18 protein-coding genes are annotated in these 21,469 nt (G+C 47.4%); 2 read left to right on the top strand and 16 right to left on the bottom strand.

What is annotated here, in order from left to right; translation table 11 throughout:
- Positions 1–57: 57 nt before the first annotated feature.
- The 4 genes from LRP49_RS19345 to LRP49_RS19330 form a co-directional block, all read right to left on the bottom strand.
- The gene (locus LRP49_RS19345) at positions 58–852 is read right to left on the bottom strand and encodes a MurR/RpiR family transcriptional regulator (protein WP_274144089.1); all 795 of its coding nucleotides are present in this window, start codon (positions 850–852) and stop codon (positions 58–60) included.
- Between the two features lie 158 nt (positions 853–1,010).
- Positions 1,011–3,665: a glycoside hydrolase family 38 N-terminal domain-containing protein gene (locus LRP49_RS19340; RefSeq protein WP_274144087.1), complete on the bottom strand. Its 2,655-nt coding sequence runs from the start codon at positions 3,663–3,665 to the stop codon at positions 1,011–1,013.
- Positions 3,666–3,683: 18 nt separating this feature from the next.
- Positions 3,684–4,130, bottom strand: a complete 447-nt coding sequence (locus tag LRP49_RS19335; protein WP_274144085.1) for a PTS sugar transporter subunit IIA — start codon at positions 4,128–4,130, stop codon at positions 3,684–3,686.
- A 5-nt stretch (positions 4,131–4,135) separates the two neighbouring features.
- Positions 4,136–5,662 (bottom strand): PTS fructose transporter subunit IIC, encoded by a 1,527-nt coding sequence (locus tag LRP49_RS19330; protein ID WP_274144083.1) that lies wholly within the window; start codon positions 5,660–5,662, stop codon positions 4,136–4,138.
- A 243-nt stretch (positions 5,663–5,905) separates the two neighbouring features.
- On the opposite strand from LRP49_RS19330, the gene LRP49_RS19325 reads away from it, so the two are divergent.
- Positions 5,906–6,727, top strand: coding sequence for a helix-turn-helix transcriptional regulator (locus LRP49_RS19325; protein ID WP_274144081.1), 822 nt, complete (start codon positions 5,906–5,908; stop codon positions 6,725–6,727).
- An 84-nt stretch (positions 6,728–6,811) separates the two neighbouring features.
- Here LRP49_RS19325 and crr read toward each other — a convergent pair whose 3' ends face one another.
- From crr to cysZ, 5 genes are all read right to left on the bottom strand, one after another.
- Positions 6,812–7,321, bottom strand: coding sequence for a PTS glucose transporter subunit IIA (gene crr, locus LRP49_RS19320; protein WP_274144080.1), 510 nt, complete (start codon positions 7,319–7,321; stop codon positions 6,812–6,814).
- A gap of 42 nt (positions 7,322–7,363) precedes the next feature.
- On the bottom strand, positions 7,364–9,091 hold the full coding sequence (gene ptsI / locus LRP49_RS19315) for a phosphoenolpyruvate-protein phosphotransferase PtsI (RefSeq protein WP_274144078.1): 1,728 nt from the start codon (positions 9,089–9,091) through the stop codon (positions 7,364–7,366).
- A gap of 54 nt (positions 9,092–9,145) precedes the next feature.
- A complete protein-coding gene (locus LRP49_RS19310) occupies positions 9,146–9,403 on the bottom strand; it encodes an HPr family phosphocarrier protein (RefSeq protein WP_067415788.1) in 258 nt (85 codons plus the stop codon).
- Positions 9,404–9,721: 318 nt separating this feature from the next.
- Positions 9,722–10,690, bottom strand: coding sequence for a cysteine synthase A (gene cysK, locus LRP49_RS19305; protein ID WP_274144075.1), 969 nt, complete (start codon positions 10,688–10,690; stop codon positions 9,722–9,724).
- Positions 10,691–10,890: 200 nt separating this feature from the next.
- Entirely contained in the window at positions 10,891–11,652 is a 762-nt protein-coding gene (gene cysZ, locus LRP49_RS19300) for a sulfate transporter CysZ (protein WP_274144073.1), read from the bottom strand.
- A 267-nt stretch (positions 11,653–11,919) separates the two neighbouring features.
- On the opposite strand from cysZ, the gene zipA reads away from it, so the two are divergent.
- Positions 11,920–12,861: a cell division protein ZipA gene (gene zipA, locus LRP49_RS19295; RefSeq protein WP_274144071.1), complete on the top strand. Its 942-nt coding sequence runs from the start codon at positions 11,920–11,922 to the stop codon at positions 12,859–12,861.
- Between the two features lie 65 nt (positions 12,862–12,926).
- On the opposite strand, the gene LRP49_RS19290 is transcribed toward zipA, so the two are convergent.
- The 7 genes from LRP49_RS19290 to secD all read right to left on the bottom strand — a co-directional run bounded on the left by LRP49_RS19290 (position 12,927) and on the right by secD (position 21,443).
- Entirely contained in the window at positions 12,927–14,495 is a 1,569-nt protein-coding gene (locus LRP49_RS19290) for a lytic polysaccharide monooxygenase (RefSeq protein WP_274144069.1), read from the bottom strand.
- Between the two features lie 251 nt (positions 14,496–14,746).
- Positions 14,747–15,484 (bottom strand): DsbA family protein, encoded by a 738-nt coding sequence (locus LRP49_RS19285; protein WP_274144067.1) that lies wholly within the window; start codon positions 15,482–15,484, stop codon positions 14,747–14,749.
- A 19-nt stretch (positions 15,485–15,503) separates the two neighbouring features.
- The gene (locus tag LRP49_RS19280; protein WP_274144066.1) at positions 15,504–16,025 is read right to left on the bottom strand and encodes a protein disulfide oxidoreductase; all 522 of its coding nucleotides are present in this window, start codon (positions 16,023–16,025) and stop codon (positions 15,504–15,506) included.
- A complete protein-coding gene (locus tag LRP49_RS19275) occupies positions 16,018–18,132 on the bottom strand; it encodes a protein-disulfide reductase DsbD family protein (RefSeq protein ID WP_274144064.1) in 2,115 nt (704 codons plus the stop codon). The genes LRP49_RS19280 and LRP49_RS19275 overlap by 8 nt, the downstream gene beginning before the upstream one ends.
- Positions 18,133–18,182: 50 nt before the next feature.
- Positions 18,183–18,557 (bottom strand): hypothetical protein, encoded by a 375-nt coding sequence (locus LRP49_RS19270; RefSeq protein WP_274144062.1) that lies wholly within the window; start codon positions 18,555–18,557, stop codon positions 18,183–18,185.
- Between the two features lie 172 nt (positions 18,558–18,729).
- Positions 18,730–19,632, bottom strand: coding sequence for a protein translocase subunit SecF (gene secF / locus LRP49_RS19265; protein ID WP_420791629.1), 903 nt, complete (start codon positions 19,630–19,632; stop codon positions 18,730–18,732).
- Complete coding sequence (secD, locus tag LRP49_RS19260) at positions 19,629–21,443, bottom strand: protein translocase subunit SecD (protein WP_274144060.1); 1,815 nt, start codon at positions 21,441–21,443, stop codon at positions 19,629–19,631. The genes secF and secD overlap by 4 nt, the downstream gene beginning before the upstream one ends.
- Positions 21,444–21,469: the final 26 nt, after the last annotated feature.

Below are 21,469 nucleotides of genomic sequence, written 5' to 3'. Positions count from 1 at the left end.
CTTAATTAAGCGGCTTTCTTATATTGGCAGTTTTAAAAATCGACTGAAGAAGGTGTGTTATTTTCCAAACGGGGCTTCAGTGGAGACCCAGTTTTTGATGGTGTCTCGGTTGGTCGAAACGTAGTGGAAATACAGGTGATCAATCGCCATAAGCATGGGGAGTTGTGCCGTGATCATCCCGGTGCGCTCTTCGCCGTGCAATGAAGCGGTTAGCAAGGTTGCGGTGGCGTTTTTGGCAAGTTTGGATTTGGCATTAGAGGTTATTAAAAACGTGGAAATTCCACGTGAAGTGAGGTTTTTCACGACTTTTGCCATATCTTCATTCAGACCGTTGAGACTTAATACGATGACTAAGTTCTCAGTAGTCAGAATATCTTGGTACATCACCATGGAGTTGGTGTCTTGCACGACTTCAACAAACTTACCTAGACGGCCGAAGCGAAATTTGAAATCGCCACCCGCCAGCGCACTGAATCCTGTGCCAAAAATGTGGATGATTTTATGTTGCGAAATTGCCGCAGTAATAAGCTCAACGACATCAGTATCAATGCAATTGTCTAGCTGCTGCAATACGTCAAAATAATCTTGATGTAATCCAGAGTGTTCACGTTTCGATGGGGGGTTAGCACTGTCTAGTTGACCCTGATAGAGAAACAGAAACTCTTTAAAATTGTTCAGTCCCAGCTTTTGACAAAAGCGGGTGATAGACGCGGTGGAAACACCGATGTCTACGGCAAGCTCTTCAATAGTTTTGACTGGCTTTCGGGCAAGAAAGTATTCCGCAATCTTGCTGTCGGTAGACGTGAATTTGCTCCGTGCATATTCAAAAAGCAGTCCGATATCTTTGTTCATCAGTACCATAGGCCATTGTCAGTTTGCCTTACTATACCCTCATCACTGGAAGTTGCAGCTTTAAGGCGAGCGTTTTCTTTCCCCAGTCACACAGTCTGTACGCTGGGGAAAGTATTGCTAGCATGCATTCAGTAAGGGGTTAAGGCAAAACACTCCTCTTATTCAAGCGCGATTTTGAAAGTGCGAATTTGTTTCGCGCGGAACTTGCCGAAATGAATAGCATTTTGGCTGATGGTTAACAGATGCAGCGGTTGATTCAGTAGATTGGTTTCCCATGCATCTTGAATATCTTGCGCAAATTGTAGGGTGCCTGCGTCTTCAATCGCATATTCAGACGGGTTGTACACGCGCACAAAAACGGCCCCGTCTTCGTATTGAATGCTGCTGCAAACCAATGAAGGTGCATCGACAGTCAGCATTGATGTTTCATCGACAACGGTGTTTGAAAGTGGGTGCATCACAAAATACTTCAGAGTATTCGTGAACTGATTTAGCGATTGCGCTTGGTAGTATGGCTGCTCAATGCTCCAACGCTGAGAAGCGTGGTTGACAGCCGCCGCGTCAAACTTGTCATCCAACAGCAATGCCAACTTGGCGATTTGGTGGCCTTTCATTTGGCTATCGGGTGTTGGAATGTATTTGTACTGTTGACCTGATGCGATACCCGGACGACGGATCAGGTCCGGTTTGCCTAGCCAGCCAACGCTTCTGAACACAGTCAGTGCCACTTTGCCGCTTGGCTGAGAAGGCGACTCCAGCAACACTTCATATTCTTTAATGCCTTGTGCCAGAACTGACAAGCTTGTGGCGGTATCACTCACATTGACAAGGTTGATCATCGGATAGATACCGCAAGGCTCTTCTTTCCAGCCGCGTTCACGCCAGTCAGCCATTTGCAACTGATAGTGCGGGCGACGAACGAAGCCAAACGGCGTATCAGCAATACTTTCTTTGGTTTCAATCGGGCTGTTGACGACGAGCTGAAGACGGTGGTCATCAACCTGATTATTAATATCGAACTCAATGGAAAGCGGTAAGCCATCTTGCAGCGTCAATGTCAGCACGTAGTCACACTGCGTATCAGCGAAACGGTGGGAGCGGGCCTCTAGATTTTCTGGCAGCATCCATTGGCCAGAGAGTGTTAAGCGTTGTTGTAACGCGCCGCACTGAGTGACACATTCGGCATGATTAAATGACAAGTCGATAACCCAATCTTGGGCGGGTGGCGAGTAGTCATAGGTATCGCCGTCATCACCCCCATCACGCGCTGTAAGGAAGTATTCCCAGCGACGCTCGTTGTCTTTATCAATCAAATGCAGTCCGCCACCTGTGTATTCGATGCGGTAGCGGTTGTTCTCTATGAGGTAAGTGGCTTTTTCGTCAATGGGTGTTAGAGCATCTCGGGTTTCTTCAATCACCAAAGAGGTAAAGCCCAGCGCTGGCATACTGTGGCGAATCGCTATCTCGGTTTGGTAATAGTAACCATTAGGATCGTTGTCTTTTGGATCGCGTTGGATGCTGCCGTTGTAATGCTGGCTTTGTGCAATCACGTCAAATGCGACGGGTTCGCCACTCACTGTTGAGAGCGTAAAGCCTGCTGATTTGGTTGAAAGCGTGAGGTTTTGTGTATGCTCACGTGCAAACGGCAATGTGTTGAAGAGTGTCAGCCTTGCGCCATTCTCTAGGACAGGTTGTGATTCCGCGATTTTGCGAACTAAATAGTCTCGCGCCGCAGAAGACATCTGATCAACCTGCTCAAAACGCTCAACAATGATCTTGTTGGTTTTGTCTGTGTTGCACCCCCCCGCGCTGTCATGGGCATGATTTCGCGTCATGATGCGCCAGAGGTTATTGATAAGTTCTTTTTGGTACCCGATGCCAAAGCGTGTTGCCAGTGCCATCAAGGGTTCGAGTTCTAGGGTGATGCGACGCTCAAGCATATCGTTTAAACGCTTGTGATCGGCACGAGATGAGTAGATAGAGCGGTGGATCTTTGAGACCTGCCCATCAATCATCTCACCACTTAGAATGTCCATTGGGAGATCTTGTGCTTTCAGACGGTCGAATAATGCGTCGTAACTACTCTCAACCAAGCGAACATCAAGGTTTGCCTCTGATAATTGCTGATTAAACTGCTCGATACGCGATTTGACGTTGCGGTCAACGTAGCGTTGGTCGCCGCCGAGTGGCAGAGCGATGTCTTGGCTTAAACAGCCTTTTTCGACCTGACTGACGAGTGCAACCGCATCGTCACAGTAAATCAATTGTCCGCCGACGTAGTAGCCGTCTCGTATGTTGTAGAAGGTAACGTCACTGCCATCATCACTTTGCCAGCGACCTTCGCGGTAGGGGTAAACATCGGTCGAGAGTCCACGCCAAAATACGGTCTTGTCAATGCCGACACCACGGTAGATTTTCGGCATATCTACGCTCTGACCGAACGAGTCAGGCACATAGCCGAGCATCTCAACACCGCCTAACGCTTTGCCAAGATTGATACCAAGTTGCAGGTTGCGGATGATAGATTCCCCCGCAATGATGAGCTGGTCGGTCTGTGTATACCAAGGACCGATTTTAAGTTTCCCGCTCTCTACCAACGCAGATAAGCGGTGTTGTTGATGCGGGCAGGCATTGAGATAGTCTTCAACGATACTCAATTGCCCATCCAGATAGTAATTGTCGACGTCCCCTTTCTCAAGGGCATCCATCACTTCTTCCATATGGTAGATAAGCTGGATGAGCGACTCATGGGTAGAGAAATACCATTCAAAATCCCAATGGGTGTGGGAAATCACATGAAGTTGTTTCGTCATAGCACTGCCCGCTTAGTTTTACGCAATTACGTGATGGATAATATCCAGCACCGCTTGCGAGTCTTCGCTTTGCAAGGTGCTTCGAATGTCCGGTTTCATCATGGCGCGAGAAAGTTTGGTCAACATCACCAGACTTTCATCAGCACCTGATGTAGGGATGGCCAGAGACACGACGGTCGTGACTGGGGCATCATCCATGGTTTCCCATTCAATCGGATGCGTGAAATGCACCACAAATATCCCCGGTTTGGTGACATGTTCCGACTTACAGTGAGGGATGGCAATGCCGCCCATAAAACCTGTACTGTCATGTTCTTCGCGCGCTTTTAAACCCGCTTCAAAACCCTCGATACTGTCAACAAAACCCAAGGCGTAGGCGTTTTCAGCGATAAAGCGGAAAGCGGCTTTTTGAGTGGTAGATTGAGCATCCGTTAAAATGTGCTCAAGTGAGAATACTGCGTTCATATTGCTTATCCGTTGGTGGTTGCTGTTTCGACTGTGACCGTTTCAACAGGTGTTGATTCTGTGGCGTTTACCGCTTTAGGACGACGCCAGAAGCCAATAATCATCGCGGTTGTTGCAATACCTGCGAACGTACAGGCAATCCAAGTCACAAACGGAATTGGCTGTTCAATGTAACCAACAAAGGTGCCCAGTGGAGAGCCGATACCACCGTAGAATTTCACATCCAAGTAGCCAACCAAGCCACCAGCTAGCGCAGAGCCCGCCACACTTGCAGTAATGATTTGTACAGGGTTAGCGGCAGCAAATGGGATTGCACCTTCGGTGACACCCACGATACCCATACCAAAGGCTGAGTTTGCTGAGATTTTCTCGGTTGCAGAGAAGCGTTTGGCGAACAACTTAGACGCAAGGAAGATACCCAGTGGTGCAACAGAGATTGCTGCTTGCGCTGCAGTGCCCGGCACAAAGTTTGCGCCTTCGATACCGTATTTCGCGACGGTGTCCGTCCATACTGCGGTACCGAAAATCAATGCGGTTTTGTTTACCGGGCCACCAAAGTCGAAGCCGATCATCGCACCAATAATGGCACCAATAATGAAGGTCGAAGAGGCATAGTTGGTCGTCATCCAGTTCAGGCCGTCATACAGCGCGCTCATTGCACCTGCAATCGGTTGACCAATCAGGTAAAGCACAACAACAGTGATGAAGAAGGTCGCAATCAGAGGGATAACCATGATCGGCACGATAGGTTGGATGATTTTTGGCCATTTTACCTTTTTCAGGTATTTCACGAAATAACCGACAAGGAAGGCAACCAGAATGGCTGACAGGAAGCCGCCACCTGCGTTAGTACCTAGGAAACTAGGGTCATTTGCCATGTAGGCACCTAGCATTGCAGGAGCAATTGCTGGGCGGTCTGCAATTGAGTTTGCTACAAAGCCAGCGAACAGCGGGATCATCAAGGTGAAACCAATTTGACCGACTTTAAAAAGGTGGAACATGAAGTAGCCGAGTGGGTCTTTTTGATCAAAACCCCATGCGACCATGCGGCCAAGGTCGTCTTTCTGGAAAGCGAAGATATTCGCGATCGCCAGTAATAGACCGGCTGCGATAACCATCGGCACCATGTAAGAAATACCACTCATAATGTGTTGAACAAAGCCGTTCTCAGTGGTTTTACCTAACGTGACGTTGCCGACTTTAGTGCCTTTTGCGCCAAAGACCGTTGCGTTTTCATCCGCTTCTTTAATTAGAGCCATCGCATCGCGAATCGCCGCTTTCGGGCGAGTTTTATAAACGCGTTTGCCAGCAAAGCGTGCCAAATCGATTTCAATATCGGAGGCGATGATTACCAGATCTGCTTTTTCAATGTCTTGTTCAGTCAGGATATTTTCAGCACCAATGGAGCCTTGTGTTTCTACTTTGACTGAAAAGTTATGTTCTTTACCGGCTTGCTCTAAAGCTTCTGCAGCCATGTAGGTATGTGCGATACCAGCAGCACAAGCGGTTATCGCGACAACGTTATTGGTCATGAGGTTCTCCTTCTACGACCGAATAATAGATATAGGGGATATAGGGCAGGCGAATAATGAAAATTTTTCCAATATTTAACTGTGACAATGCGCAAAATAGACGGTTAATTGTAAATATTTACAGCAAAGGGTGCGCCACTTCATAGAAAAAATCCCTGAATGCTGTAAATTTTTTCACCGTAAAGTGTACGAATATTGAGTTCTTTGAATTTATTTTCTACCTATTGGTGAGTGGATAACCTGATGCCAAATGTTTCATTCCAAGCTGAGCCGCTATCATTTCTCGTTATTGCTGAGTTAGTACAGCGTTTGCAGCATATTCAAAATCGACACTGCCTATGGGCGGTGCCTTGCAATGATGCGCCAATCCTTGCTTGGCGGGTTCCAACACAACGCTTGGAAATCGTGGTCGATGGTTGCGTTGAAATGTTATTTAGTCAGGCTGAGGGGGTGCGAGCGTCTGAGCAGATGAAATCAGGCGATGTACTTTGTGTATCGCCGGATGGTTGGAACTTACCGTTTGCCCAAGATGCCAATACACTCAGTATCTGCTTTAAAGGCGAGAAGCTTGGGCTGAGTTATAACCATTGGCAAGATGGCCGATGTATCAGTTTGGCAAAATGGGTCGTTGAAGTGCCTGCGCTATACAGAACCAACGTTGAAGGAAAAATTGATGGACTGTTGGCATATATAGCATCATCTCTGAAAGAACAGGCGATTGATGTGTCGAAGCAAAAGGTACTCTTTCAGCAAATACTGACTTATCTGCGTTGTCATTTTCATGAACAGATCTGTCGGGATTCGGTTGCACGCGAGTTCTGTATTTCACCTAGCTATCTTTCGCATTTGTTCAAACAATACGGTGAGGTCGGGTTTAACGAATACGTCAATCGCGAGCGCTTTGCTCATGCAAGACATTTACTGCTAGAGAAAGGACTTCGAGTCAAACAGGTGGCATTGGAAAGTGGCTTTGTGGATGCGGATTATTTTTGCCGTATGTTCAAACGACTGGCTGGTATGACGCCCAGCCAGTATCGAACTAGGCATGAGGCTTTAGCTCTATAATCCCAAAAATGTTAATAGTTAAGTGAAAATAGACAGATACAAAAAAAGCGCAGCCTAGGCTGCGCTTTTTTTCGCATCTAAGAATTACTTCTTGATGCGCAGTACTGGAGTTTCACCAACAGTAACAGCACCAGAAAGCTTGTTCAGCTCTTTGATTTCGTCCATGTTAGAGATAACAACAGGAGTCAGAGTAGACTTCGCTTTCTCTTCTAGCATCGCTAGATCGAACTCGATGATTGGGTCACCAACTTTAACAGTCTGACCTTCTTCAGCGATACGCTTGAAGCCTTCACCTTTCAGTTCAACGGTGTCAATACCGAAGTGAACGAACAGCTCGATGCCGTCTTCAGATTCGATAGAGAACGCGTGATTGGTTTCGAAAATCTTACCAATGGTACCGTTTACTGGTGCAACCATTTTGTCGCCAGCTGGTTTGATCGCGATGCCATCACCAACGATTTTCTCAGCGAAAACAACGTCTGGCACGTCTTCGATGTTTACGATTTCACCAGACAGCGGTGCGATGATTTCGATTGCGCCAGCATCGCTGCTGTCGTCAGAAACCAGCTTCTTCAGTTTGTCAAACAGACCCATAGTGTTTGCTCCTAAGCGTTAACAGTACTTTGCTGCCGTATTCTAGCAGACAGTTTTCTCAGCAATGAATTTTTCTACGTGTTCAGCAATTTCTGCTGCAGTAGGCATTGCCAGTGCTTCTTCCGCCATTGCTTGAACATCAGCAAAGTTTGCATTACGGATGATTTTCTTGATGCGTGGGATTGAGATAGCACTCATGCTGAACTCATCCAAGCCCATACCCATTAGAAGCAGGGTTGCACGCTCATCGCCAGCTAACTCACCACACATGCCAGTCCATTTACCTTCTTTGTGAGAAGCGTCAATAACTTGCTTGATAACGGTCAGTACTGCTGGTGATAGTGGGTTGTACAGGTGTGAGATCAACTCATTACCACGGTCAACCGCCAGAGTATACTGGGTTAAGTCGTTTGTACCAATGCTAAAGAATTCAACTTCTTTTGCCAGGTGGTGCGCAATCGCCGCAGCAGCAGGCGTTTCAACCATTACACCGATTTCGATGTTTTCGTCGAATGCCAGACCTTCAGCGCGCAGTTCCGCTTTGTATTCTTCGATCGCTTTCTTCAGTTCACGGATTTCTTCTACAGAGATGATCATTGGGAACATCACGCGTAGCTTACCGTGCGCTGATGCACGCAGGATTGCACGCAGCTGGTCACGAAGGATTTCACGACGATCCAAGCTGATGCGAACTGCACGCCAACCCAAGAATGGGTTCATTTCTTTTGGCAGATCCATGTATGGCAGATCTTTGTCACCACCGATATCCATAGTACGGATGATCACTGGGTGGCCATGCATTGCTTCTGCAACTTCTTTGTACGCTTTGTACTGAACTTCTTCAGTAGGCAGCGAGTCACGGTCCATGAACAGGAACTCGGTACGGTACAGGCCAACGCCTTCACCGCCGTTACGGTTAACGCCGTCACAGTCTTTCACTGTACCGATGTTGCCGCACACTTCCACTTGGTGGCCATCCAGAGTAACAGCAGGCAAGTCTTTCAGTTTTGCCAGCTCTTCTTTCTCTGCGATGAACTCGTCACGGATCGCTTTGAATTTGTTTAGTTCTTCTTCGCTTGGGTTGATAACAATCTTGTTGTTGATTGCATCAAGAACCAGCATGTCGCCGTTGTTCACACGCTTAGTGATGTCGTTGGTACCAACGATCGCAGGCAGTTCAAGAGAACGCGCCATGATAGAAGTGTGAGACGTACGACCACCGATGTCGGTGATGAAGCCCAGAACGTAGTCTAGGTTGATTTGCGCAGTTTCAGAAGGCGTCAGGTCGTTAGCAACCAGAATAACTTCTTCGTTGATTGCGCTCAGAGATACGATGGTGATACCCAAAGTGTTCTTGATGAAACGTGAGCCGATGTCACGAATATCAGTTGCACGTTCTTTTAGGTACTCATCGTCCAATGATTCAAGAGTCGTCGCTTGCTCTTCGATTACGCTGTAAATCGCGTATTCAGCAGACGCATTATTGTCTTTAATGAAAGCTATGATTTCTTCTTCTAGCTCTTCATCTTCAAGCAACATGATGTGGCCTTCAAAGATCGCTTCTTTCTCTTCACCGAAAGTGATGCGAGCTTTGTCTTTAATCGCTTCAAGTTGCTGTTTAGATTTTTCACGACCGTCAAATAGTCGTGCGATTTCCGCGTCTAGTTGGTCCGCTGGAACTGGATTTTTATTGATGACGATGTCATCTTCTTGGAGCAGCAGCGCTTTGCCGAAAGCAATACCAGGAGATGCCAGGATACCTGAAATCATAGCTTTACCCTACGTTGATCAAATTAAAAACTAATGGATAGAAAAAGAGCTGGATTATTCCAGCTCGTCCATCAGCTTAACTAGGAAATCAACTGCTTCTTGAGCTTGTGCACCTTCAGCTTTGATAGTCACTACAGTACCCTTGGTCAGACCCAGAGTTTGCAGTTTGAACAGGCTAGTCGCGCTTGCTTCTTTACCACCAGATACAACAGTGATTTTTGCGTCGAAGCCTTTTGCTTCTTTAACAAACTGAGCAGCAGGACGAGTGTGCAGACCGTTTTCAGCAGTGATTTCTACTTGCTTTTGATACATGTTTTACCCCGATACATTATTTATTTAGGTTTATGTATTAAATCTGTGGATAGCTTAAACCGAATGGCCTTCTTTGGCTATCGGTGGACCGTAAACTAACCAAGATTTGAATGCTCTTGCTTAATCCAAGTCAAATTTTTGTGACATTTTCACTCAAATCTACAACTTGCTCACATTCGAGTCACGGATTAATTTCGAGCTTAAAAATAAAAGGCGGGGAATTTTTACTAGAGCAGGCTCGAAAAATCAAACAAAAAAAGCCCCAACAGGGGCTTTTTATTTTCAGTAATGAGAATGTCAAATAACTGAGATAGTTGATTATTGCTGGTTTTCGAGCTCTGTGAAGATACCTGCAAACAGTGCAGAACTCAGGTAACGCTCACCAGAACTTGGCAGGATGGTGACGATAGTTTTGTCCGCAAACTCAGGCAATTCAGCAACTTTGTTGGCAGCAACTACCGCTGCACCGGAAGAGATGCCCGCCAAAATACCTTCTTCTTCCATCAGTCGACGCGCCATCGCAATGGCTTCATCAGACGTAACCAGTACTGTCTTATCAACCAGTGATAAATCTAAGTTGCCAGGTACGAAACCTGCGCCGATACCTTGGATTTTGTGCGGTGCTGGTTGTACTGCGTCGCCATTTACGGTTTGTGTAATAACAGGTGATTCAGCAGGCTCAACGGCAACGGTCGTGATTGCCTTACCTTTGGTGTTTTTAATGAAACGGCTTACACCGGTCAGTGTACCGCCTGTACCAACACCAGAGACGAACACGTCAATCTCGCCGTCAGTGTCTTCCCAGATTTCTGGACCTGTTGTTTTCTCGTGAATCTCTGGGTTTGCTGGGTTATCAAACTGCTGAAGTAGTAAGTATTTTTCTGGATCTGAAGCAACAATCTCTTCTGCTTTTGCAATGGCACCTTTCATGCCTTTCGCTGCTTCGGTGAGTACGAGGTTTGCACCCAGTGCTTTCAGCAACTTACGGCGCTCAAGGCTCATTGATTCAGGCATGGTCAGCGTGAGTTTGTAACCGCGCGCCGCAGCAACGTATGCGAGTGCGATACCTGTGTTACCACTGGTGGGTTCTACAAGCTCAACGCCTGGCTTCAGTTTGCCGCTTTTTTCGGCATCCCAAATCATGTTTGCACCGATACGGCATTTAACGCTAAAGCTAGGGTTGCGAGCTTCAATCTTAACCAGCACTTTTCCGTTAGATACACGGTTTAAACGTACCAGTGGAGTGTTGCCCATAGTGGTTGAATTGTCTTCGTAAATTTTACCCATCTTCTTCGTTCCTTCGGTTGCAGGGGGATACGGATACAAGCATATCGTGTATTTTCTAATTTCAAAGGAATGTCTAGTTATATCTTATTGTAATTAGGTTTGTTTCAGGTGGGCTTCGCAGTTATATGCACAATAGGAGAACAAAACACCTTTGCTGAGTGATCGTTAACTCAGAACAAAGGTGTTGTTTTATGGATGGATCAGTAACGTGCGAGGTCGTTGCGGTACTTATCGACCCACATTGCGGTCGCGCCACAGACGGCTGCGGGCATGACAAACAGGTTGAGTATTGGCGTCATGGTGAAAAACATCACCAGACCACCGAAGCTCATGGTAGAGCCTTTGTTTTGGCGCAGGGTGGCTTTCATGTTGGGAAAAGACACTCGGTGATTATCGAACGGGTAGTCACAATATTGAATCCCCATCATCCAGGCACTGAATAGGAACCAAAGCACAGGCCCTAATGTTTGGCCAATTGCAGGGATCCACATCAAGATAAGCAACCCCAATGCTTTTGGTAGGTAATACCAGAGTTTCTGCCATTCACGTTTAAACACGCGTGGGAGATCTTTAATCACACCCGCTAATCCATCATCAGGTGGACGTTTACCTGTAAGGTGCGCTTCTAAGTGCTCAGCCAGTAAGCCGTTAAAAGGTGCGGCAATCCAGTTTGCGACCGTACTGAAGAAGTATGAACATATCACCAAGATCGCAATTGCCAGCATTGGCCAGAGAAGATAAGACAGCCAATCAAGCCATTGGGGGATGTAAGAGAGCCAGCCATCAATCCAACCGCTTAGCTGCGACAATACAATACCAATTAGCGAACCCATCAAAATCAGATTTACCGCGAGCGGAATAATGACGAATCTTCGTATGCCTGGAGTAAAAGCCAACGAGAATCCGCGGAGAAAATAGCTAGCCCCGGATACGGGTTGCTTGGCCAATTGAGAAGGTGTCATAACGTCTCCTTGCTGTAAGTCTCCTAATGGTAACGGTTTCAGGGTGAGAATAGCAATTTGTGACTTTGGCGAATTTTTGCTCGAACGGGTTGTCAAAACCTAGACAGAACAGTGACTTTTTCAGTGTTCTCGCGGTATGGACGTTAACTTTTATACACTTTTTGGTACAGTAGTCAGCAATTTGTGAGTGCGACATTGCCAAAGGCTGTTCCTAGGTGTTTAGATAGGTACGCCGATCGTCGTTAATTGGATAAATACTGAGATTAAATGATGCAGGAATTGCGCCTTGTTTTAATCATTTTGGGAGCAGTAGCGATTGCTGCGCTGCTACTTCATGGCCTATGGACTAGCCGAAAGGAAAAGCCTGCAAAGTTTGCTGAAAGACCTATTGGCAAACTTAGGGACAAAGATGACACTGGATTCGATCAAGATGGTATTGGTTCCGTCCGCGTTATTAAATCGGGTGAGCCAGAAACGCCGAAAGCACCACGAAAAGAGCCTGAGTTGAGTTTTGGTGATAAACCAGAGGTAGACCCGCTTTTTGCCAGTGATGAGCCAGCTCAAAAAGTCGTAAAAGATGAAGAGATCGATCTCCCCGTCTTTACCGCATCAGACAGCGATGACGATGCGACGCGCACGGTTAGCGAACCGACTCACGACGTTGCGACTGCGAAACCAGCGTATGAGACAGAGCAGACGGAAATCGTTACCGAGACGGTATCTGAAGAAACCGTTGATGCTGTTGAGGACGTGGTTGAAGAAGACATTGTTGAGGAAGCACCCAAAGAGCCTGAAACACAAGTTCTTATCATCAATGTACAGGCCAGCGGTAACGTTGAGTTCCCGGGTGAAGATCTGATCAATTGTCTAGAGCAGCACGGTATGTTGTTTGGTGAGATGGATATCTTCCATCGACATGCAGATTTGGCGGGCACGGGTAAAGTCCTTTTCAGTGCGGCAAATATGTTTAATCCGGGCAGTTTCCCGCTGACTTCCATTCATCAGTTTACTACGCCAGGCATCACCTTCTTTATGACGTTGCCATGTTTTGGTGAGGCGGAACAAAACTTTAAGTTGATGCTGAAAACGGCTCAGGAAGTGGCTGACCAAATGGGTGGTTTAGTGACGGATGACAATCGCAACATGATGACGCCTCAGCGACTTGATGGCTATCGCGAGAAAATTAAACAATTTCATGCGCATGCGTAATATATAAAAGACAAAAAGAATAAAAAACGCCCCACATTGTGGGGCGTTTTTTTATACCTGTTGCGCTAAATAATTTCCTGCCAAGGTCCGCCATTTGAGGGGACATCACCTTTCGTCCACCATTTTGCTTTATAGGCTTTTCCTTGGTATGTCACTGTGTCTCCTGACGTGTAGGTGCTGTCAGTGCTCCATGCCGTATCACCAGGGGCTTTATCTGCCACCCAAGCAGAAGATGTGCCAGGCTCTTGGCCTTTCGTCCACCATTGAGCGGTATACGTTGTCCCAAAATGCGTAACTTTATCACCGCCTAGGTAAACGACATCGGCAGACCAATTGGTTTCTCCTACCGCGCCAGAACCCGTTATGTTGACTGTGATCGTCGCATTTGTGGTTGCTGTTCCGTCGCTGACGGTCACGAGCAGTTGCTCGGCGATATCGGTGGTTGTTGTTGGCGCAACATAAAGCAGCGATGCGTTATTGCCAGTGACCGAAAGCGTGCCTGAACTCGCGGTAAAGGTAAGGGCGTCATTGTCCGGATCTGACGCCGAGATTGCGATCGTGACATTCTTTCCGCTTTCAACCGATACCAAGCTTGGAGCACTTAAGGCTGGTGCGTTGTTACTTGGTGCGGCTTTTACTTCCAGTTGGAAAGTGCTGTTTTTATCGATGGCATAAACGGCGTTTGCATAAATATCGTTGCTGTCCCACGTAATTGTCCCGTCAGTTGCCTGTTTACCCATCAACGCGATGGTCGAGGCATTCACAATCTCCGCAAGCTGGGTTGTCCAAACGGCTTCTGATTCGTTAGTCGCGTCAATGGGGAGTTTTTCGAAGATGGTTTCTGTGCCATTGGCATCGAACAAGCGGAACCAGACGGTATCACCTGCATTTGCGTTGGTCGTTGATTTAATCGCGTTACCGATGTTAGTCCACGTGGGGGGCGTGACATCGCCACCAAAGCTGATGTCGCTACAGTTATAGAAACCTTCTCCAGCGGGGTCTTCGCGTTGCCAGCGGGAAAACAGGATGGCATCTCCCACGCGATCTGTCGGCAGGGTAATTTCCATTTGGTAATACTTGGTGCCATTGATTTCGACGACAGGAACATTGCCAAACTCAGCGAGAATATCCAGATCAGTCCACTTGAGGGTGTCTACGGCTGGGTTGTAGCTGGCATTGGAAAGATAGATTTTCCAAAAGCTAGGATTATGCGGCGTCATGGCGTTGTAGAGAAGTGTCAACTTGCCATTGAGAGAAGGATCTATCGGTGTTTTTTGCCATTCCGTTGAAGGCGTATTCATGCCAGATTTCTTTGGATCGGCAGCGGAGCAAAGCTCGCCATCAGGCACCGCGAGTTCAACAGCGGTTTGATTATTGTAGTCTGAAACCAGCTTGGCAAATTCTGACTTTTGTACGAAAGGATACCAACCAGATTCTACATAGGCATTACGACATGCTGCATTAGGGATCGTTGAGCCGTCATTGGAGTCCCAATAGCCACCATCGCGATAACAAATTTCTTGTCTGGATGGAGGATAGTCCATGTAACCGTGTGCTGAGACATTACTCGTTATAGCGATGGATGAAACAGCCGAAGCAACAGCGACATAGGGTAGGAGCCGAGTGCGTAACATGCTTTTTCCTCTTTATGTTAATTGTTAATACAATGTTGTTTTTCTACTGTGCACTCCAAGGGTTGGTTAATTGAACGCTGTCCTTCAATTTGAAGATGCTCAAATTTATGGTCACTCGAAAAAGAAGATGTAAGGTTTCAATGGATGTAAGAAATGCGTGATCTACTTTGAGAGATGTAGCGAATTGAGGAAGGCATTAGAGGAAAAAGGAGAGGAAGTTCCTCTCCGATTATGGGTAAAAGCAGATTTGCCTAGGAAGCGAGCGCGTTATCGATGAGCTTTTTGAGCTCTTCCATTGGCACATAGCCTGGAACGATTTGATCACCAATGACCATTGCGGGTGTGCCGCGCAGACCGAGTTCATTGAACAGCTGATAATTCTTTTCAATTATCTTCTGAGTTTCTTCAGACGATTTTAAGCTGGCCTCGGTATTAAATTTCTTTGCCACGTTGGTAACAGAACGGTTGTCGTGGGCACTTGGCTTTTTGATCAGCGTTTCATTTACATCAAAGAACTTGTCTCTGTCTTGGTTCCAAACATTGATGGCGAACGCCGCCGAGTTTTTGTCAGAGAGCGGATTGCGCATTTCGATTAAGGGCACCAACACATTCACGACTCTTACATCCGGGTAAGACAGCGCGGCTTGGTGCAAAACAGGATCCAGCTTTTTACAGAATGGGCAGCTGTAATCGGTAAAGTTAATAATGGTCAGTTTTGGATTTACCGCACCAAATTGCGGGTGTTTCGGGTTGTTGTAGAGGTAGTCGTGATTTTGCACCAACACTTGATCGATTTGTGTTTGCTGAGTGATGTATCCCTTGATGCCCTGATGTAAGTTAGGGATCAACTCAGGGTTCCCTTTCAACATAGTGACAATATCGTCAAGCTGAGATTGCTCGGTGTTGCTGAGTGTTACGTCGTTAGCAAATGCATTTGTTGCTGCCCAAAGTGACAGCGATGCCACGATGGCAATAGTGAGTTTTTTCATGTTTACCCTCAAAATTTCGTTATGAAAGCCACAGGCGTGCCAGTAATCCCGGCGGTGTGGAGATGCCTGTGGTAATCGATGTAATTTCACCTTTATTGATGATGACGATGGTCGGTGTTGCTTGAATGCCCCAAGTACTTGCCAAAACTCCGCGTTCATCGTTGACGGCGTCAAAATCCAGATCATGTCCCGCCAGATAGCGTTTTACTCGCGCGTTGTCGCCTGATGTGATCGCGACGGAGACGACTTGATGATCGTCAGAGAGCCAATTGACCGTTGGGGTGACAAACTTGCATGCGCCACACCATGTGGCCCAAAAGTAAACCAGGACAGGTTGTTCTTGGCTCATTTTGGCCAAATCGATATCTAGGCCGTTAACGGTTGTCATTTGTTGGCTCGGAACCTTGCCACTTGGCATGTCCTGACTGCGCCAAAGATCAACCGCGAAAGAAATAACCAAGAACAAAGCCACGTAGGGCAAGATTTCTCGAAGCCAAAATCGCGGTTGTCGCCATGATGCTTTTTTCTTGTCGTTATCCATTGTTTGCTCCTTTGGCCCAGTTAATCGCGTTTATCACGTCTTTATCTGAAAGCACCACAGGCAACGGGATTCCCTCGGGTGCATTGGGGCCATAAACAATATTGAATGGCACACCATAACGACCGTGTTTTTGCAGGTAATTTGTCACTGATTCACTCGGTACTGTCCAATCGCCCTGAAGCGTAACGACGTCTGGTGCCTGAAGACGGCTGTATACTGGCTCTTGAAGCAATACACCGATTTTGTTGGCTTTACAGGTAATGCACCAGTCAGCGGTCACATCGACATAAACAACATTACCAGCATTGACTTCAGCGGCAATTCGCTGTTCAGACAGCTTTTGCCAAGGTAGATCTTGAGGCAGTGGTGTCACCCAGTGCGAGGTCGTTAAACTTGCGATTAATAGGGCGGATGTGCTGAGTACAATGCCAAAGGCACTGACAAGGATGGCGCGCTTTTTACCAAACACCTTAGTGACACGCCAAATGGCAAGCGTCAAAACAGCGAGTGTGATGAGGACGACCGAACCAAACGGGAGGTGATTGGTTAGAAGGCTTATCAGCCAAAGTGCAGTTGCCAGCATCATAAAGCCGAACAGCGACTTCAGTTTGTTTATCCAAGGCCCGGGTTTTGGAAGGTGCTTCGCCAAGGCAGGGAAAGCGGCAACCAATAGCCAAGGTAGTGCCATTCCTATGCCCAGAGCGGTAAAGATTGCGAGCAAGGTCGGCGTCGATGCAGCAAGTGCAAAGGCCACGGCTGTACCAAGAAAGGGCGCGGAACAAGGTGTCGCCAATAACGTGGCGAACATGCCTTGCACGAAGTGCCCTGAATAGCTGTTGTCACCGCGGGTAGCTAGCCAAGTGCTGGTATTGGATGACAAGCGTATATCAAACAACCCCAGCATATTGGCGGCAAACAAGGTGGTGATGACCACCATCAATCCAATGAAGAAGGGACTTTGGAATTGAATACCCCAGCCAACAGCATTGCCGGTGACTTTGAGTGCGATAAGTAATCCAGCAATTAGCCAAAACGAAAACACAATGCCGGTTGCCGATGCAATGAACTGTCGACGGATATGTTTCTTATCCAAGCCCTGTGCCGTTATCACACTGCTCAGTTTCATGCCAAGGACAGGCAATACGCAGGGCATGATATTGAGGATAAGTCCGCCCAGCAGTGCAAAGATGACTGCTGAACCAAATGAAAACGCTGGTGTTGTTTTGCTGATTAGCCCTGCTGCAACAGTGACGTGTTGCTCTGCAAGAAAATCCTTATCAATAAAAGTCAGGTTGATGTTTTCGCCTGAAAGCTCAGGAGTCCCCATCCAGCTACTGGCTTTAAACGTGGCCGTCACCGTATTGCCGTCTACCGAAACGGTTGGGACGGAATAGGCCACATCAAGCAAAGCCTCAGCGTTGCTATCGACCACGATATCTGGAGATTGCCACGGTAAGGTTTTGGTGGCAGATACCTGCAGTGTTTGTGAATTGCTATCCCAAACCGCATTTACATCGTTTAAAAGCGGTGACGCTTTCGGCACCTGACTCACCGCTTTTGCATACAAGTGAAGGGCATCAACATCCGTCGTCAATTGCTCAGGATTAAATGACAATGAGAACGGATAGTCCGTGAGTACGCAAACCGTGGTGCAGGAAGAAAGCGTCAGTGTGCCTGCAAAGGTTACAGGCTGTGATAGATCCTCTACATGCAAAGCAATCGGAAATATCACGTCATGTTTATAGCCGAGGGTATCTATGCCCAGTAGATCATAGCGATGCGGTGCTGGCCATGACCAGTCGACGCTTTGGATATTTTGGGAGGCTTGCCAATTAAGGCTGGGTGCGACGCCCCCTTCTCCGGGAGATCGCCAGTAGGTTTTCCAGTCTCCGTCGAGTGTGACCTCGATAAAACCGTTCACCGTTTGATTATTGGGATCGACGTCGCCCGTCAGCACTACGCGAGCTTGTACGGGAGGATGCGCAGGGCTAGTCAGCCATCCTGTCGAGGTGGTTTCAGCCTGAACGAGTGAAGGTGCAAATGCCGTAATAAGCAGTGCACAGACAATACGCCGAATAAGATGAAAAATATCAGCTTTGGAAGTCATTACATGTCCTTGAATAAAACAAATCTAAAATTGGGAAATTTCAGCGTTGCTTATTCTCGAAACACACAAAATGTCAGGTGCCTTCGATAAGGCGGGAGTATGGGCTCGCTAGGAACAAACCCTAAAAAGTGTTTTTGTGCTGATTGCCAGCCAATAAACAGAAAGACAAAAACAAACAGTGAGAGGGTGATGTTTTCCCAATGATCTTTAGATGCGGAGAGCAGCTTTTCAGAAAGTGCACAATTTTCGTCATCATCATTTGAAGCTTGGTCGATATGGTGCGCCACGGAAGTGCTGACAGCGTCTGTGTTTAGCTGGCATGTTTTGATAAGCCCTGCATTTTGTGACAGACAAACAAAAACGACCCACCATACCAAGGTGAGTGCCCACTGCGCGTGTGCTTTGTTTTTTGTCTCCGGTCTCATGTCAGTATCATTGTCCGTGCGTTAGTGGCATTTTGTTTTCCATTGTACGTAAAAGCAAGACTACAGGGTCTTCGATAGAGGAATCTACAAGGAGTTCCAATGATTGATGTAAAAAGACCTAAAAATTGAAACAATGGACGTAAAAAAGCCCGCAATGTGCGGGCTTTCGTGTTTAAGGATGATCAGAGACCGGCGTCTGCGCGTAGTGCTGAGGCCCCAGTTTTGCCATCTCAGGAATGATTGTAGCGATGGTCATGGTTGACCAAGTACCCGCGACAATACCAATGAACATGGTGACAGAGAAACCAAACAGTGGCTCACCACCAAGTAACCATAGCGAACCGACAGAAATCAGTGTCGTCCCTGATGTAATTAAGGTTCTTGAAAGTGTTGACGCGATGGCCCGATTGTTGAGTTCTGCAATCGGTAAATCGACGTTTGCTTTCAGTAGTTCCCGAATTCTATCGGAGATAATGATGGAGTCATTGAGCGAATAACCCAATACGGCCAGCAGTGCCGCTAACACCGTAAGGTTGAATTCCATCCCTGTAATCGAGAAGAAGCCTAACAATAAGAACACATCATGAAGCAGGGCTAATAGTGCACCCGATGCCAATCGCCATTCAAATCGGTAGCTAAGGTAGCCAAGAATAACTAATAAGGTGATCAGAACAGCTAGTCCGCCTTGTTCTGCCAACTCTTGTCCAACCTGTGGCCCCATCAAACTGACGTTTATCATTTCCACTTGCTTGGAAAATGATTCCAACAGTGGTTTCAATTCAGGCTGGTCACTCAAGGTTTCTGGCGCAGCGTAACGCAACACCCAGTCTCCACTCTCCCCCCCAGACACAACGGTAACTGGCTGGTGGAGTGCCGCTTCCAATTTGTGTTGTATGTCGTTGGCAGTCAGTGAAGGGTCGAGGCGAACCTCACTGATCATGCCGCCAGTGAAGTCGAGGCCGAAGTTTAACCCTTTGGTACTCAGTGAGATGATAGACAGCGCGATCAGTACAAAGGAGATCAGCGTGCCGAAGTGACGCCACTTAGTGGCATTGTTCATGTTAATCAGGCTCATATTTTCACTCCTCGACGTGCGTCTCTGCCCCAAACCAAATTGATGATCGCTCGTGAAGCGAAAATACCTGTGAACATGCTGGTCAGCAGACCCAGTCCAAGCGTGAGTGCGAACCCCTGAATTGGACCATTACCGATAGCGTAAAGCGTCGCGGCAGAGATAAGCGTCGTGATGTTGGAATCAAGAATGGTGCTGAATGCACTGCTGAAACCTAAATCAATGGACTGTGCGAGGCTGCGGCCTTCACGCAGTTTTTCTTTGATTCGCTCAAAGATCAGCACGTTGGTGTCAACGGCCATGCCCACTGTCAGGACGAGGCCAGCAATACCAGGAAGTGTCAAAACCGCACCCGGAAGCAATGCAATCAGACCTAACAACATCACCATATTGGCAACTAGCGCGGCATTTGCAACCCAGCCTAGTTTACGGTACCACGCCGCCATAAATAGCAGGGTTAAACCCATGCCAAGTGCCAGTGCAGCAAAACCATTTTGAATGTTTTCAGCACCTAAAGACGGACCAATGGTGCGCTCTTCAACGATAGTGACAGGTGCGGTTAATGACCCAGCGCGAAGCAGCAATGCCAAATCTTGCGCATCGGTCAGCGAGCCGACACCGGTAATTCGGAAGCGATTTCCTAGCTGTGCTTGAATGGTCGCGATACTGATGATCGAGGTTGATTGCTCAGTCTGTCCTTCAGCGTTGCGGGTGTATTCACTGAATGCGGTCGCCATTGGCTTACCAATGTGCTTTCCTGAGAAATCAGACATCATATGACCGCCAGCAGAGTCCAGAGTGATGTTCACTTCCGGCATGCCCATGTCGCCCATGCTGCCGCGCGCGTCGACAATATGATCACCCGTCAATACGGGTCTGCGATTTACGTGAACAGGGCGGCCGTCTTGGTCATTGATCACGATCGACCCCGGTTTGTGGTCACTAACGACTTCGTAGAAAGCAAGGCTTGCGGTGGCACCAATGACATTTTTCGCTGCGGCAGGATCTTGCACACCGGGCAACTCAATACGGATACGGTGCTCACCTTGACGTTGTACCGCAGCTTCCGTAATCCCAAGCTCTTGAATACGGCTTCGCATCGTTTGCAGGTTTTGATGAACCGTAAGGTTGGTCAAGGTTTGCATTTCTGACGCTTTGAGGTGCATCGAAAGGGTGTTTTCACCGCTGCCAGTGACATCCCATTGCGGATATTGTTGGTTGATAAACTGACGTAAGGCGGCTTCATCATGACTACTTGGCGCAATAATGGTGACACCATTATCTTTCGTTAGTTGAGCGCGTACTCCACGAATGCGTTCTGCGCGCGCGTGGTCGCGAATGGATTCTGCTGCTTGAGATGCATGGGATTTGAATACTTGTTGCATGTCTACATCAAGCAGGAACTGAACACCACCGCGTAAGTCCAGGCCGAGTTTAATGGGTTTGAAACCCATATCTAGCAGCCACTGAGGTGCTGCGGGCACCATTGCCAAGGTCACTGAGTCATCAGTCTCAGTGTTTTTTGTAAGTACCTGCTTTGCTGCGTTCTGTTGTTCTGATTGACCTAAGACGACGGTCGTCTTTCCATTTGATTGGTCAATGCGTGAAACACTGATCCCTTGTCGTTCCAAATCGTGTTTTAGTGCGACTGCTGATGGTGGTGTTGCATCTGTCGTTAAAATAACGGCAGCATTTTCGCCAAACCAAGAAGGGAGGGCGGAAAACAGTAAAATAATGATGGTGGTTACCAGCACTACGTATTTCCATGCTGGATAGTGATTCAGCACAGCCGTTCGTTGAGGTCGTTTTTTCATTTGTAATCTCGTTCACCCATTTATGA

Origin of the sequence: Enterovibrio qingdaonensis (assembly GCF_028683135.1) — a bacterium.
Taxonomy (GTDB): Bacteria; Pseudomonadota; Gammaproteobacteria; order Enterobacterales; family Vibrionaceae; genus Enterovibrio; species Enterovibrio qingdaonensis.
The sequence above is the reverse complement of the archived record's forward strand: the minus strand, read 5'-3'. Positions and strand labels throughout refer to the sequence as shown.

Bases quoted from the DNA above. Each gene is read 5' to 3' on its own strand.
- LRP49_RS19345 (WP_274144089.1), bottom strand. From the start codon at position 852: ATGAACAAAGATATCGGACTGCTTTTTGAATATGCACGGAGCAAATTC.
- LRP49_RS19340 (WP_274144087.1), bottom strand. From the start codon at position 3,665: ATGACGAAACAACTTCATGTGATTTCCCACACCCATTGGGATTTTGAA.
- LRP49_RS19335 (WP_274144085.1), bottom strand. From the start codon at position 4,130: ATGAACGCAGTATTCTCACTTGAGCACATTTTAACGGATGCTCAATCT.
- LRP49_RS19330 (WP_274144083.1), bottom strand. From the start codon at position 5,662: ATGACCAATAACGTTGTCGCGATAACCGCTTGTGCTGCTGGTATCGCA.
- LRP49_RS19325 (WP_274144081.1), top strand. From the start codon at position 5,906: ATGCCAAATGTTTCATTCCAAGCTGAGCCGCTATCATTTCTCGTTATT.
- crr (WP_274144080.1), bottom strand. From the start codon at position 7,321: ATGGGTCTGTTTGACAAACTGAAGAAGCTGGTTTCTGACGACAGCAGC.
- ptsI (WP_274144078.1), bottom strand. From the start codon at position 9,091: ATGATTTCAGGTATCCTGGCATCTCCTGGTATTGCTTTCGGCAAAGCG.
- LRP49_RS19310 (WP_067415788.1), bottom strand. From the start codon at position 9,403: ATGTATCAAAAGCAAGTAGAAATCACTGCTGAAAACGGTCTGCACACT.
- cysK (WP_274144075.1), bottom strand. From the start codon at position 10,690: ATGGGTAAAATTTACGAAGACAATTCAACCACTATGGGCAACACTCCA.
- cysZ (WP_274144073.1), bottom strand. From the start codon at position 11,652: ATGACACCTTCTCAATTGGCCAAGCAACCCGTATCCGGGGCTAGCTAT.
- zipA (WP_274144071.1), top strand. From the start codon at position 11,920: ATGATGCAGGAATTGCGCCTTGTTTTAATCATTTTGGGAGCAGTAGCG.
- LRP49_RS19290 (WP_274144069.1), bottom strand. From the start codon at position 14,495: ATGTTACGCACTCGGCTCCTACCCTATGTCGCTGTTGCTTCGGCTGTT.
- LRP49_RS19285 (WP_274144067.1), bottom strand. From the start codon at position 15,484: ATGAAAAAACTCACTATTGCCATCGTGGCATCGCTGTCACTTTGGGCA.
- LRP49_RS19280 (WP_274144066.1), bottom strand. From the start codon at position 16,025: ATGGATAACGACAAGAAAAAAGCATCATGGCGACAACCGCGATTTTGG.
- LRP49_RS19275 (WP_274144064.1), bottom strand. From the start codon at position 18,132: ATGACTTCCAAAGCTGATATTTTTCATCTTATTCGGCGTATTGTCTGT.
- LRP49_RS19270 (WP_274144062.1), bottom strand. From the start codon at position 18,557: ATGAGACCGGAGACAAAAAACAAAGCACACGCGCAGTGGGCACTCACC.
- secF (WP_420791629.1), bottom strand. From the start codon at position 19,632: ATGAGCCTGATTAACATGAACAATGCCACTAAGTGGCGTCACTTCGGC.
- secD (WP_274144060.1), bottom strand. From the start codon at position 21,443: ATGAAAAAACGACCTCAACGAACGGCTGTGCTGAATCACTATCCAGCA.